The 11,752-nt window shown below is 65.5% G+C and carries 16 protein-coding genes; 11 read left to right on the forward strand and 5 right to left on the reverse strand.

Annotation, left to right across the window (positions count from 1 at the left end; genetic code table 11):
* Positions 1 to 171: 171 nt before the first annotated feature.
* Positions 172 to 1,200, forward strand: coding sequence for an outer membrane protein assembly factor BamB family protein (locus ACEWQZ_RS07275; protein ID WP_476482417.1), 1,029 nt, complete (start codon positions 172 to 174; stop codon positions 1,198 to 1,200).
* A 36-nt stretch (positions 1,201 to 1,236) separates the two neighbouring features.
* Here ACEWQZ_RS07275 and ACEWQZ_RS07280 read toward each other — a convergent pair whose 3' ends face one another.
* Positions 1,237 to 2,001 (reverse strand): SDR family NAD(P)-dependent oxidoreductase, encoded by a 765-nt coding sequence (locus ACEWQZ_RS07280; RefSeq protein WP_476482418.1) that lies wholly within the window; start codon positions 1,999 to 2,001, stop codon positions 1,237 to 1,239.
* 189 nt (positions 2,002 to 2,190) lie between these two features.
* On the opposite strand from ACEWQZ_RS07280, the gene ACEWQZ_RS07285 reads away from it, so the two are divergent.
* The 8 genes from ACEWQZ_RS07285 to ACEWQZ_RS07320 all read left to right on the forward strand — a co-directional run bounded on the left by ACEWQZ_RS07285 (position 2,191) and on the right by ACEWQZ_RS07320 (position 7,259).
* Positions 2,191 to 2,556 (forward strand): zinc-binding dehydrogenase, encoded by a 366-nt coding sequence (locus tag ACEWQZ_RS07285; protein WP_476482419.1) that lies wholly within the window; start codon positions 2,191 to 2,193, stop codon positions 2,554 to 2,556.
* A 177-nt stretch (positions 2,557 to 2,733) separates the two neighbouring features.
* A complete protein-coding gene (locus tag ACEWQZ_RS07290) occupies positions 2,734 to 3,348 on the forward strand; it encodes an HdeD family acid-resistance protein (protein ID WP_476482420.1) in 615 nt (204 codons plus the stop codon).
* Between the two features lie 30 nt (positions 3,349 to 3,378).
* A complete protein-coding gene (locus tag ACEWQZ_RS07295) occupies positions 3,379 to 4,104 on the forward strand; it encodes an SIMPL domain-containing protein (protein WP_476482421.1) in 726 nt (241 codons plus the stop codon).
* Between the two features lie 26 nt (positions 4,105 to 4,130).
* A complete protein-coding gene (locus ACEWQZ_RS07300) occupies positions 4,131 to 4,376 on the forward strand; it encodes a DUF6868 family protein (RefSeq protein ID WP_476482422.1) in 246 nt (81 codons plus the stop codon).
* Positions 4,377 to 4,419: 43 nt separating this feature from the next.
* Entirely contained in the window at positions 4,420 to 4,755 is a 336-nt protein-coding gene (locus ACEWQZ_RS07305; protein WP_476482423.1) for a DMT family transporter, read from the forward strand.
* Between the two features lie 59 nt (positions 4,756 to 4,814).
* Entirely contained in the window at positions 4,815 to 5,429 is a 615-nt protein-coding gene (locus ACEWQZ_RS07310) for a cation efflux transmembrane domain-containing protein (protein ID WP_476482424.1), read from the forward strand.
* A 74-nt stretch (positions 5,430 to 5,503) separates the two neighbouring features.
* Entirely contained in the window at positions 5,504 to 6,586 is a 1,083-nt protein-coding gene (locus ACEWQZ_RS07315) for an MFS transporter (RefSeq protein ID WP_476482425.1), read from the forward strand.
* Between the two features lie 124 nt (positions 6,587 to 6,710).
* Positions 6,711 to 7,259, forward strand: coding sequence for a cytochrome b (locus tag ACEWQZ_RS07320; protein ID WP_476482426.1), 549 nt, complete (start codon positions 6,711 to 6,713; stop codon positions 7,257 to 7,259).
* Between the two features lie 31 nt (positions 7,260 to 7,290).
* Here ACEWQZ_RS07320 and ACEWQZ_RS07325 read toward each other — a convergent pair whose 3' ends face one another.
* The 4 genes from ACEWQZ_RS07325 to ACEWQZ_RS07340 form a co-directional block, all read right to left on the reverse strand.
* Positions 7,291 to 7,896 carry a DUF2799 domain-containing protein gene (locus ACEWQZ_RS07325; protein ID WP_476482427.1) on the reverse strand — a complete coding sequence of 202 codons (606 nt, stop codon included), beginning with the start codon at positions 7,894 to 7,896 and terminating at the stop codon, positions 7,291 to 7,293.
* Between the two features lie 5 nt (positions 7,897 to 7,901).
* Positions 7,902 to 9,065: a VWA domain-containing protein gene (locus tag ACEWQZ_RS07330; RefSeq protein ID WP_476482428.1), complete on the reverse strand. Its 1,164-nt coding sequence runs from the start codon at positions 9,063 to 9,065 to the stop codon at positions 7,902 to 7,904.
* 154 nt (positions 9,066 to 9,219) lie between these two features.
* The gene (locus ACEWQZ_RS07335) at positions 9,220 to 9,957 is read right to left on the reverse strand and encodes a sulfotransferase-like domain-containing protein (RefSeq protein WP_476482429.1); all 738 of its coding nucleotides are present in this window, start codon (positions 9,955 to 9,957) and stop codon (positions 9,220 to 9,222) included.
* A complete protein-coding gene (locus tag ACEWQZ_RS07340; RefSeq protein WP_476482430.1) occupies positions 9,950 to 10,816 on the reverse strand; it encodes an aminotransferase class IV in 867 nt (288 codons plus the stop codon). The genes ACEWQZ_RS07335 and ACEWQZ_RS07340 overlap by 8 nt, the downstream gene beginning before the upstream one ends.
* Before the next feature lie 142 nt (positions 10,817 to 10,958).
* Here ACEWQZ_RS07340 and ACEWQZ_RS07345 point away from each other — a divergent pair, with 142 nt between their 5' ends.
* Together ACEWQZ_RS07345 and ACEWQZ_RS07350 are read left to right on the forward strand one after the other, a co-directional pair.
* Positions 10,959 to 11,456, forward strand: coding sequence for a methyltransferase family protein (locus ACEWQZ_RS07345; protein ID WP_476482431.1), 498 nt, complete (start codon positions 10,959 to 10,961; stop codon positions 11,454 to 11,456).
* Positions 11,453 to 11,743 (forward strand): hypothetical protein, encoded by a 291-nt coding sequence (locus ACEWQZ_RS07350; protein WP_476482432.1) that lies wholly within the window; start codon positions 11,453 to 11,455, stop codon positions 11,741 to 11,743. The genes ACEWQZ_RS07345 and ACEWQZ_RS07350 overlap by 4 nt, the downstream gene beginning before the upstream one ends.
* Positions 11,744 to 11,752 lie beyond the last annotated feature (9 nt).

Genomic DNA, 11,752 nt, shown 5'->3' on the forward strand with positions numbered 1-11,752 from the left:
GTCCTCGCGGCCTCGTCAAATTCCAGGTCAGCAATGAACCACGGCGGCGTCAGGCCAAGGGCGGCTTCGAAAATCTGGGCGCTCATCACTCCGGCTCCAAACAGGGTTCCGAGGCGATGATACCCACTCAAAATTCAACAGCGGCAGAAAAGGGGACATTTCTACTTTGGGTTGACAGCCACCGGCGCCGTGGCGTGGTCGTTCCAGACCGTCCATCACGATCTCTGGGACTATGACGTTCCGGCCGCGCCCGCGCTGATCGATCTCACGGTCGATGGCGAGGTCGTCCCGGCGCTGGTTCAGGCAACCAAGCAGGGCGAAATCTTCGTGCTCGATCGACGCAGCGGCGAGCCGGTGCATCCAGTCGAGGAAGTGCCCGTTTCCCAACAGGCCGTGCCCGGTGAGCGTCCGGCCCCGACCCAGCCGGTGTCGAAAATCTCGTTTGCGCCCGAGCCGGTGACCGGTGCGGACATGTGGGGTCTGTCGCCCATCGATCAGATGCTGTGCCGCATCCGCCTTGCAAAGCTGAACTATCAGGGCCGCTTCACCCCGCCGAGCCTGGCCGGCACGCTGACCCATCCGGGCAGCTTCGGCATCTTCAACTGGGGCAGCGTCGCGGTGGATCCCGAACGGCGAATCATGTTCGCGATGCCGGTGTATCTGGGCTTTGTCTCGACGCTGGTGCCGCGGCCCGATTCGCTCGAGCAGGTTGTTTCCGCCCCCGGTTATCCGATGGGCAACGAAAACTTCGGCGCGCCCTACGCCGCGGTGCTGAAGCCGTTCATGTCAGCGCTCGGCCTGCCCTGCCAGGCGCCGCCCTGGGGCTATATCGCGGCGGTGGATCTCGACAGCGGCGAGACCGTCTACCGGCACGTCAACGGCACGGTGCGTGACATGGCGCCGTTTCCGCTGCCGTTTGAAACCGGCGTGCCCGGCATCGGCGGCCCGATCACCACCGCCGGCGGCGTTGCCTTCCTGTCGGCAACGGTCGACTACTACGTGCGCGCGTATGATCTGCGCAGCGGCGAGGTGCTGTGGCGATCGCGGCTGCCCGCGGGCGGTCAGTCCACGCCGGCAAGCTATCTGGGGCGCGACGGGCGCCAGTATCTGGTGGTCGTGGCCGGCGGTCACGGCTATGTCGGCACCCGGCTCGGCGACGCCGTGATTGCCTATGCGCTGCCCGAGGATCAGCTGCGCTGACGCGCGCTCGGGCCGGACCACGGGCCCCGGGAGCAATCAGTCAGGCGCGTTCTCGCGGTAGATCTGCAGCCCCGCCGGGCTCTGGCTGGTGGGCATGATCTCGATGCGGTTGACGTTGAGGTGAGCGGGCAGATTGGCGATCCACCAGACGGTCTCGGCGATGTCGGCGGCGGTGATCGGGTGGGCGCCGGCATACAGCGCTTCGGACGCGGCCTGATCGCCACCGGTGCGCACCAGGGTGAACTCGGTTTCGGCCAGGCCCGGCTCGACGTTGGTCACCCGCACGCCGGTGCCGTGCAGGTCCACGCGCAGGTTCTGCGAGAACTGGGACACGAAAGCCTTGGTGGCGCCGTAGACGTTGCCGCCCGGATAGGGATGAGTGCCGGCGATGGAGCTGACGTTGACGATCGCGCCGCGGCGCTCGATCAGCCCGGGCAGCAGGGCGTGGGTCAGCGTCACCAGCGCGGTGACGTTGGTGTCGATCATCTGCCGCCACTGGTCCGGATCACAGTCTTGCGCCGGGTTGGTGCCCAGCGCCAGGCCGGCGTTGTTGACCAGCAGGTCGATGTCGGAAAAGCCGGCGGGCAGAGCAGCCAGGGCATCGTTCATTTCGCGGGCGTTGCGAATGTCGAAGGCGGCGGCATGAACCCTCTCGGCGCCGAAACGCTGGACCTGTTCGGCCAGCCGATCGGCCCGGCGCCCGCAGGCAACCACGCGCCAGCCGTTGTTGGCAAAACGTGCCACCATGGCGGCACCGAATCCGGCGGTGGCGCCGGTAATCAGAGCTGTTTTCTCGGTCATCCATCCAGTGTAACGCCAGCCGCGTGAGACGCGCGAGCGATGTTCAGCGAGACGGCATCAGCCCGGGAGTAGCCATGAATGCATTTATCAGAGTGGAGGCGAAGCACCAGACAGTACGGCCGGCCGACGTGCCGATCCCCGAGATCAGCGATGATGAAGTGCTCATCGAGGTCAAGGCGTTTGGAGTGCATGCGCGGCCTCGCGCTCGAAGCCGGTGATTGCCTGTTCATTGCCGGCGCCTCGGGGGCGATCGGCACGCTGGCCATTCAGCCGGGCACCGGGGATGACAGCATCGAGACCGTCAGGGATGGCGGGCGCCTGATTACCGTTTCCGGCGACGCTGGCCGCATGACGCCGGTGCGTGACATTGCCGTGCACCAGATGGAGCACGGCGACACCCGCGAGCGGCTGCGCGCGCTGGTGGACGCCGTTGCGCGCGGGCACATCCGCGTCGAAATCGAGAAGGTGTATCCGTTCGACGAGGCGCTCGATGCCCTGGCAAAGACCGAAACCCGGCACGCCCGGGGCAAGGTCGTGGTCAAGGTGCCTGACTGACAGGCCCGGCGGGCCGGCCGCCGATCGGGGCTGGTACACTTGAACCGACGACTTCATTGGTAAAACCGGTTCAGGTGCTGGCCGCGCTGCCTGGATTGTCGACGGCGTGCGGCCACAACGGCGCAATGCGCCACTTCCGGCACTGCTGTAGGCGTGCCGAGCCATCAGGAGCAAGCCATGACGACACCCGCATCGCAGGAACGGTTCTCCGGTTCAGCCGAGGAGATCAGGACCGTATTTGGCCAGCGACGCCACAGCTGGGGCTGGCTGCTGGCTCTGGGCATTCTGTTCATCGTTCTGGGCGTGATTGCCCTGGGCATGAGCGTGACCATGACAATCGTCACGGTCCTGTTCTTCGGCGCGCTGCTGCTGGTTGGCGGCGTCTTTCAGCTTGTTGATGCCTTCAAGTGCCGGGGCTGGAAGAGCATCATGCTGCACGTGCTCATCGCCCTGCTCTATCTTGCCGCCGGCTTCATGCTGGTGACCGAGCCTGTGGCCGGCTCGCTGGTGCTCACCGCCTTTCTGGGCGGTGCGTTTGTCGTCATCGGCGTGTTGCGGCTGTTGATGGGTTTTCAGCTGCGCGGCAGCGCTGCGGCCTGGGGCTGGATTGCGCTTGCCGGTCTGGCGTCGCTGGTGCTCGGTGGCCTGATCCTGTTTCAGTGGCCGGCATCGGCGCTGTGGCTGATCGGCCTGCTGGTGGCCATCGAGCTCATCTTTCACGGCTGGGCGTATGTGATGCTGGCGCTGGCCATCCGGGCCCTGAACAAGCGCTCGGGCAGCCTGCAGGGCTGATCAGGATTTGCATTGACCGGGAGTGACGCGATGTCGAATCACGTTCGTTCGGGATCACTGATCCTTGGAATCTGTCTGGTGGTCGGCCTGACTTTGCTGGGTTATGTGGCCGGGAACGCGGCCCTGTCGGTCAAGGCCATGGAGCGCACGGTGACCGTCAAGGGCCTGTCGGAGCGTGAGGTGACGGCCAATATCGCTGCCTGGCCGCTGACTTTTCAGGTGGCCAGCAACGATCTCGACGAGGTCTATCAGACCATCGAGGACAAGTCCGCCATCATCCGGGACTTCCTGAAGCGCTACGGCATTTCCGATGAGGAAATCATCCCCTCGCCGCCGAACGTGACTGATGTATACGCCCAGCAGTGGGGCGATCAGTCGAGCGTGAAGTTTCGCTACAGCGGCAGCGGCACCGTGACGGTGCACTCCGAGCAGGTCGAGGCGGTGCGCGAGGCGATGGCCAACGTGCTCGAGCTGGGCAAGCGCGGCGTGGTGGTGGCCGGCGATCAGTACGCCGGGCAGCGTTCCGGCATGTTCCTGTATACCCGGCTCAACGACATCAAGCCCGAAATGGTCGAAGAGGCGACCAAGAAGGCGCGCTCGGTGGCCGAGAAGTTCGCCGAGGATTCCAACAGCCGGCTGGGCAAGATCAAACGCGCCCGCCAGGGCCAGTTCTCGATCAACGATCGTGACTCGACCACGCCGCACATCAAGAAGGTGCGGGTGGTCTCGACCATCGAGTACTACCTGTCGGACTGACCGACCGCATGCCATTGGAGGAGGCCATGATTTCACTGCAGACACTGAGCGCGCTGCTCGGCTGGTCGCTGGTGATCAACCTGATCGTCCTGACTCTGTCGGCCCTGCTTCTGATCACCTTGCGCAGGCCTCTGGCGCGTATTCATTCGGCCCTGTTCGGGCTCGACGGCAAGGATGTGGGCCGCGCTTATTTCTACTACCTCGCGCTCTACAAGATCGCGATATTCGCGTTCAACTTTGCGCCTTGGCTGGCACTGAAGATCATTGCCTGATGGGGCGCGGCCAGCGCGTTCATGAGCATGAAGAGAAGACCTGATGCCTCACTGGCTCTATCTGTCGATTGCGATAGTCGCTGAAGTTGTCGGCACTACCTTTCTCAAGAGCGCCGAGGGCTTCACCCGGATCGGGCCGTCGCTGGTCGTGGCCGTATCGTATGCCGTCGCCTTCTTCTTTCTCGGGCTGGCCCTCAAGACGCTGCCGGTCGGTGTTGCCTACGCCATCTGGGCTGGCGTTGGCGTGGCCTTGATCGCGCTGGCCGGCTACGCCTTCTTTGGCCAGGCGCTCGATCCGCCGGCCATTGTCGGCATGGCGCTGATCGTCATCGGCGTGGCTGTCATCAACCTGTTTTCGAAGACCACGGGGAACGCCTGAAAGGCAATGCTGTCGGTCGAATTACCACCTCGTTTCTGCAACCGATTGGCGAGAGGATAATGGGCGGATGCTGCGGACATGACGGTTCGATCGATGCGCTGCGCCAGCGTCAGCGCGGCACGCTGAACGTCGTTCTCGTGATCAACGCGGTGATGTTTGTCGTCATCGTGGCCGCGGCCCTGTTTGCGCGCTCGAGCGCGCTGTTGGCCGACAGCCTGGACAACCTGGGCGATGCCTTTACCTACGCGATCAGCCTCTACGCCGTTGCCCGCAGCACTCGCACCAAGGCCCGGGTGGCGCTGCTCAAGGGTGTCTTGATCCTGCTGGCCGCCGCTGCCGTGGCCGCCCAGATCGCGTATCGGCTGCTGGTGATGCCGGCGACGCCGGTCTTCGAGCTGATGGGCATCTTCAGCCTGCTCGCGCTGGCGGCCAACGGCACCTGCCTGTATCTGCTGTGGCAGCACCGCGCCGACGACATCAACATGAGTTCGGTGTGGGAGTGCTCGCGCAACGATATCGTCGCCAATCTCTCGGTGTTCGTGGCCGCCGGAGCGGTGTGGGCGACCGGTATGGCGTGGCCCGACATCCTGGTGGCCTCGCTGCTGGTGTTGTACCTGATCAGGTCGGCGGTCCGCGTTATCGGCCGGGCCCGCGCGGAACTGGCGACGGCATGAGCATGCCGGGTGTCTTCACGCACCGGCGCGGGCAGGCCAGCGTTCATCGAGCGCCCTGAAGCCGCGGCGCGGTTTTGACATTACGATCGGTCAGCGCCACGAGCTACGCTGCCGCCGGAACGGCGCTGATCGCCATGAGCTACGGGCTGGCTCGCTTTGCCTTCGGGCTCTATGTTCCGGCGATTCGCGAAGATCTCGGCATTTCACCCGACATCATGGGCGTGGTGGGGTCGATGGCGTTCGTGAGTTTCTCGATCGCCAGCCTGTTTGCCGTCGCCATCTCGAATCGCCTCGGTGCGCGCACCACGGCCTGCCTCGCCAGTCTGTTCGGACTCTGTGGGTTGTCGGTCATCGCCACGGCCGGCGGCGCCTGGTCTCTGGGTGCTGGCGTGTTCGCCTGCGGTATCTGCACCGGTTTGATGATGCCCGCGCTGGCCGCCGGAATGGAGGCGGCGGTCAGGCCGTTCATGCACGGCCGGGTCAGCGCGGTGATGAATGCCGGCACCAGCATCGGTATCGCGATATCGGTGCCCACGGCGGTGCTGCTGCCCGATCGCTGGCGTGCAGCCTACCTGGTATTCGCCGCCGCGGCCCTGTTGTGCGCGGTCGCGGCCTGGCGCCAGGTGCCAACGGCCTCGCGGCTGTATCGCGGTCAGGGCCGACCCCTTCCCTCCTCGCTTGACTCGCGGGTTTGCGCCCGGCGCCTGTCGTTGTTCGGCCTGGGCCTGGGCCTGGTCAGTTCCGCCTACTGGGTGTTCGCGCCCGACCTGGTCGTTGTCGCCGGCAGCCGCAATCCGGAGATCGCGGGCTGGCTGTGGCTGGTGCTTGGCGTGTTCGGTCTGGGCGGCGCGGTCGGTACCGCGCTTGCTTCGGCCGGCCTGTTCGGGCTGGCCTACATGACGCTCACCGGCATCCACTTGATGACGGGGGTGCGTGTGCTGAGCCATAACCCGCCCCTGGCTGCGGTCGTGCCGTTTCTGGCAATTGCCGTCGGGCAGGCCGTGGGCTCGCCCGCCTCCGGCGTGCTGGTAAGCCGCATCGGGCATGTCGACGCATTTTTGGTCATGGCCGCCATCGGCGCCGTGTTCGCGCTGGCTTCCCGGTGGTTCCCGCGCACACGGCCGGCCAAGGACCCGGAAAAGCCGGCGCGGCCGTGATCGACGCCCGCTCCGGCAGCCTCGGCGGATCCTGATTCAGCCCGGCCAGCCGGTCGCGGCGATTGTTGTCAGCCAAGCCGTTGTGGTAGGTTCAGGTCAATATCAAGCCCTGGAGGGAGAGCCCATGCCCGATACCAACCGCTATTCCGGCATTGCCATCATCAACCACTGGCTGACGGCTGTGCTGGTCGTGATCATGCTGCTGATCGGCTTTGCCGCGGCCTTCGCGCCGGGCAAGGACGTGCGCGGCTATTTGATGGGCATGCATGTGTCGGTCGGGTTCTTCGTGCTGCTGTTTGTGCTCTGGCGCGTGTTCTGGCGCCTCTACGAGGGCTTTCCGCCCAACGTCGGGCCGACCGGCGGCGAGCGCTGGCTGGCCTGGCTGGTGCACCGCCTGATTCTGATTTCGCTGGTCGTTCAGGTTCTGACCGGGCCGCTGGCCATCTTCCTCGGCGGCCATGCCGTCAACGTTTTCGGCTGGTTCAGCTTTCGCATTCCGGTCGGACAGAGCGAAGCGGTGCAGGGGTTCATGGGGCTCGTTCACGTCTATAACGGCTTGTGGTTCCTGCCGATTCTGCTGGGGCTCCACCTGCTTGGCGGGATTCGCTACTATCTGCTTCATGGTCGGGCAAGCGGTGGCGCTTCGTCGGCCCCGCGGCCGGATATTTCCTGAAGCACGCCTGTTGGCCCGGCGGTCGGCCGGGTCACCACGCGTGTCGCGGAGAAAGGTAGCGCTGCTCCAGGGCGATCAGTTCCCGGCTGAGGTGACGCAGGTCCCGATGCAGCTCGCGCAGCTCCTTGCGTAGCCGGTCGGCCAGCTCGTCACCGGTATCTTCCTCGTCGAGCTGTGCCTCCCTGGAGGCAATCTCGCGCTCGACTCTCTGAATCTCCTGATCGAGCGCATACAACTCCTCGCCCTTGCGGAACTCGCTCAGAAAGGCCGGCTCCCAATCGGGCGGGCAAACGCCCGTGTAGCGGTCGCCATCGCGGCCCCGGCGGAAACCGCTCGATGGCGCGCAGTAGCTTTCCAGCCCCGCCAGGCGGCCGGCGTAGTAGGCGTTTTCGTCGGGGCGCACACCATGTTCGGCACAGGCCTTCTGGTGCTTGTGAAAGCGCGCCCGCTGAAACCCGTGGCGACCGTCCTGCTGGCCGATCTGGTACCAGTCGGCGGTCAGGCATTCGCCTTCCGACAGGGTGGCGCAGCCGGGCAGTAACAGAACCACCGGGGCGAGGCTGATCAGTGCGACCGTGGCCGCCGCTCGATAAGCGTGCCCGGCCTTTCCGCGGATCCAGTGCATGAGCTGAGACAAGTTCGTCATTCCTCTGCAGTGTTGATCTTGATGGGCACGCGCGCCAGCACTTTCCGGCCCTGGCGCTGCACGTAGAGAATCTCGTAGTTGCCGGCCTCTGGCGGCATGGTCAGCTTCAGCGGTGAGCCATCGCGGGTGTAGGTGTAGTTGATATGGTCTCGCACGCCGCCGCCGGCCTCGACCACGGCAATGTAGTCCTTGTGTTCATCCGGGCCGGTCCAGCTGACCGCAATGGTGGCGCCGGCCGCGGCGGCTTCAGGCACCGAAACCGTGGCCTCGGGTCGCTCGACCACGATCGGCAGGGAAAACTGCTGGCGCTCGCCGGCCTCGACCGTGACGGCCTTTTCGGCCGTGGCGCCGTCACCGCTGCGTTCGACTTCAGCGACATATTCGCCGGGCTCGACGGCCATCGTCAGGGTCGCGGCATCGAAGTTCTCGATCACCGCCTCGTCGCTGTCGGCACGACGCAGCGTCCAGGTCAGGCCGCGCGTGATCACCGGCCCGTCCTCCCCATCGGTGGCCTCGAAGACGACGTCGGTGGTTTCCGGCTGCGGCTCGACCGGCGCGCTGACGGTCTCCAGAGCCTGCGTCAATTCATCGGCGTCGGCGGCGGTAAAGAACCGCCCGCCGCCCGCCTCGGCCATGCATTCGAGCTGTTCGGTATCGGCGTCGCCCAGGGCGAAGCCGACCACGTGAAGCTGGAAGTCCACGCCGGATTGCCTGGCCGATCTGACCGCGTCACAGGGGTCTCCGCCGCAGGACTCCAGCCCGTCGGATACCAGCACGATGCTGGCCGATGTCTCGATCTGGCGCAGCTGCTCGACGGCCTGTTCCACCGCCGCGGTGATCGGGGTCTTGCCCTTGGGATTGAGCGCTTCGATATGCTCGATCATTGCGCCGGCATCCAGCGGCCCGAGCGGCACCAGGGTTTCGATATCGTCGCAGTCGCCCTTGCGGCGGTGGCCGTAGGCCATCAGGCCGACCTGGCTGGTGTCCGGCAGCTCTTCGACCAGGTCGGTCATCACGTCTTTGGCGATGGTGATCCTGGCGGTGCCCTCGATCTGTGCCCACATGCTGCCGGAGGCGTCGAAAATGAACAGCAGATTCTGTTCGGCCGCGCCGGCGGTGGTCGTGACAAGCATCAACAGGGCAATCAGCGTTCGTTTCATCAGGCGTCTCCGTCTTGGAACGGTTGGTGAATCTTCGCGCCGCAAGTCAGCGGGCGCTTGTAACGGGCGTTCCATGATTACGCAAATGGCGACTGCAATATGCCAGGCATCGCGAAGCGCTCGGCTTGAACAAGTCGTTGCTGCGGCGGGATCCTCAGGGCCGCAGGCGCCGACTCAACAGCTGCCTATACAGGGGCAGGCAGCTGTCGGCAACGCGGCGGGCGCGCCCCTCCAGCTGCGGCGGGGCCGCGGGCGGCGGGCCGAATCCGGTCGACTCGTGGACTTTCCCGTACCAGTGTGGCGCCCAGATGCCGTCGCTGTCGCGCGGGCCTGCCGGCCAGGAAAGCATGTCGTTGACGAAGGGAATGTCCAGCTCTCGGCACAGGGCGCGCAGATGACCTTCGGGATCGGTGAGGAACTCGCCGCTGTCGATGATCGGCGGCTCCTGCCCGATGCGGCCGACGATGAATTCATGCAGGCGCTGCTGCTGCGGCACGCCGATGTCTTCGAGTGAAACCGTGTCGCGCTTGTCCAGATACGATGCCACGACGTGGCGCGGATCGCGGATGAGAAACACATGAACGAGCTTCGACAGCCAGTCGGTTTCCAGCATCTCCGGCAGGATGTGGTGGGTCATGTGCTTCTGATACCAGACCGCTGCGCTGCCGGGTATCGGGCCGGTGAGATCTTCGGTAACCGAGCGCCAGTCAGTATTCATGGCCTCGATAACCTCCTCGCGCATGGGGTGTGGTTCGCCGCTCATCTTCAGCCAGGCGCCGTAGAATGGTTCATCGACGACCGCGCAATCGGGCCGGTTCTCGAAGGCGCGCATCATTGCCGTGGAAATGTTGCGCGGGCCGGACCACATGGCGATGCGAACCGTGTCAGGCACGCGCTTCGCCCGCAAGCAGATCGGCGTAAAGTCGCTGCAGGCGTTCGGTAACCGGGCCGCGGCTGCCCGTGCCGATGGTGCGCCCGTCCACCTCGCCAACCGGGCGAAGGCCTGCCAGCGTGCCGGTGGTGAACGCCTCGTCGGCGGCGTACACGTCGGTCAGGCTGAAGGTCTTTTCGCGGCAGGGGATGTCATGAGCCTGGCACAGCTCGATAACGTGGCCGCGCGTGATCCCGCCCAGGCAATAGCGGCCGTCGGAAGTCATCACCACGCCGTCACGCACGATGAAGAAATGGGTGGAATTGCAGGTCGCGACGAAGCCGTCGGGATCGAGCATCAGGCCTTCGTCAGCCCCGGCCATGCTGGCCTGAATCCGGGCGAGAATGCAGTTGAGTTTGCTGTGGCTGTTGATGCGCGGGTCCTGCACGTCCGGTGCGCCGCGGCGGACGTGCACGGTGAACAGCTTCTGCGCCTTCTCGAGAATGTCGTCGCTGACCGGGTGGTGCCCGGGAATGATCACCAGCGTAGGCCCGCCGTGAATCAGGCGCGGATCCTGATACGGTTCCCGCCGCACGCCGCGGGTGAGCATGATGCGCAGATGCGCACCGTCAACCAGCTCATTGGCTTCGATGACGGCCTTGACCGCCTGCGTCAACTCCGCCTCGCTCGGCAAGCCCGCCAGCATCAGCGCGCTGGCGCCCTCGGCCAGACGCTCGAGGTGCACCCCGAGAAACGCCGGCCGCCCGCCGACGACGCGCACCCCTTCCCACACGCCGTCGCCCAGCACAAAGCCGGAATCGAAGACGGAAACGCTGGCCTCGGCTTCGGGCACGAGCTGACCGTTGATCCAGACCTGCATGACTCGGGAAACCTCATTTTTGAAGACTGAATCCAGTGTACCCCGCCGCGATTGTTGTCAGCAGCAGGGTACACTGGAGCCCCTCCATCCCAGCCGTTCCCATGCAGACAGTCTTTGTTGTTCGCCCCAGAAGATACCCGGCATGAATCGTCTGGAACTCAAGCTGCCGCCAGCGCTGTTGTTCGTGCTTGTCGCCTTTGCCATGTGGAGCCTGGCGCGCGTGACGTTTCGGCTCTCTATCGCCCCGCTGCTCACGGGCGCCCTGGTTGTGGCGTTGTTTCTGGCGGCGGCATGGATCGGGGCCAGCGCCGTTGCCGCTTTTCGGCGCGCTCGCACGACGGTTAGCCCGATCCGGCCGCAGGGCGCCAGCACGCTGGTAACCGACGGTGTTTTTGGCTACAGCCGCAATCCCATGTATCTGGCCCTGCTGCTGTTGCTGCTGGCCTGGGCCGTGTGGCTGGCCGCGCCCTGGGCCCTGCTTGGCCCGGTGGTTTTTATTGCCTGGATGACCCGTTTTCAGATCCGGCCCGAGGAGCGCGCGCTCGGCGCGCATTTCGGCGCGGCCTATCTCGACTACTGCCGGCGCAGCTCGCGCTGGCTTGCAATTCCGGGCGCTGGCCGGCGCGGCGAGCGCAGATGATGAGCGCCCGCAAGAGCTGGCGTCGGCTTGACCTGGGCGATGCGCTGCTGGCCGAGGTCGAAGTTGCTGAAATTCAGGAGCAGGCGCGGGCGGAATTCGAGCGCCTGGGTCGCCCGCCGGGCTGGGCCGTCTATCTCGTTCACGCCTCCGGCGACCTCCACTGCAGCGCGCAGCTGTTCTTCTCGCCGGCGGCTGCGGGCCTGGCGCGCCGCCTCGGTGCTCTCCCAGGCGCTGAGCCGGCGTCGCCGGATCGCGGCCTGCTGGCCGGCAGGAAAGTCCTACAATGAAGGCTGCGA

The sequence above is a fragment of the Wenzhouxiangella sp. YN1 genome (genome assembly GCF_056324145.1).

Excerpts from the sequence above, each read along its gene's own strand:
- ACEWQZ_RS07350 (WP_476482432.1), top strand. The coding sequence starts at position 11,453 with ATGATGAGCGCCCGCAAGAGCTGGCGTCGGCTTGACCTGGGCGATGCG.
- ACEWQZ_RS07345 (WP_476482431.1), top strand. The coding sequence starts at position 10,959 with ATGAATCGTCTGGAACTCAAGCTGCCGCCAGCGCTGTTGTTCGTGCTT.
- ACEWQZ_RS07340 (WP_476482430.1), bottom strand. The coding sequence starts at position 10,816 with ATGCAGGTCTGGATCAACGGTCAGCTCGTGCCCGAAGCCGAGGCCAGC.
- ACEWQZ_RS07330 (WP_476482428.1), bottom strand. The coding sequence starts at position 9,065 with ATGAAACGAACGCTGATTGCCCTGTTGATGCTTGTCACGACCACCGCC.
- ACEWQZ_RS07310 (WP_476482424.1), top strand. The coding sequence starts at position 4,815 with ATGGGCGGATGCTGCGGACATGACGGTTCGATCGATGCGCTGCGCCAG.
- ACEWQZ_RS07285 (WP_476482419.1), top strand. The coding sequence starts at position 2,191 with ATGCGCGGCCTCGCGCTCGAAGCCGGTGATTGCCTGTTCATTGCCGGC.
- ACEWQZ_RS07280 (WP_476482418.1), bottom strand. The coding sequence starts at position 2,001 with ATGACCGAGAAAACAGCTCTGATTACCGGCGCCACCGCCGGATTCGGT.
- ACEWQZ_RS07290 (WP_476482420.1), top strand. The coding sequence starts at position 2,734 with ATGACGACACCCGCATCGCAGGAACGGTTCTCCGGTTCAGCCGAGGAG.
- ACEWQZ_RS07300 (WP_476482422.1), top strand. The coding sequence starts at position 4,131 with ATGATTTCACTGCAGACACTGAGCGCGCTGCTCGGCTGGTCGCTGGTG.
- ACEWQZ_RS07320 (WP_476482426.1), top strand. The coding sequence starts at position 6,711 with ATGCCCGATACCAACCGCTATTCCGGCATTGCCATCATCAACCACTGG.
- ACEWQZ_RS07295 (WP_476482421.1), top strand. The coding sequence starts at position 3,379 with ATGTCGAATCACGTTCGTTCGGGATCACTGATCCTTGGAATCTGTCTG.
- ACEWQZ_RS07305 (WP_476482423.1), top strand. The coding sequence starts at position 4,420 with ATGCCTCACTGGCTCTATCTGTCGATTGCGATAGTCGCTGAAGTTGTC.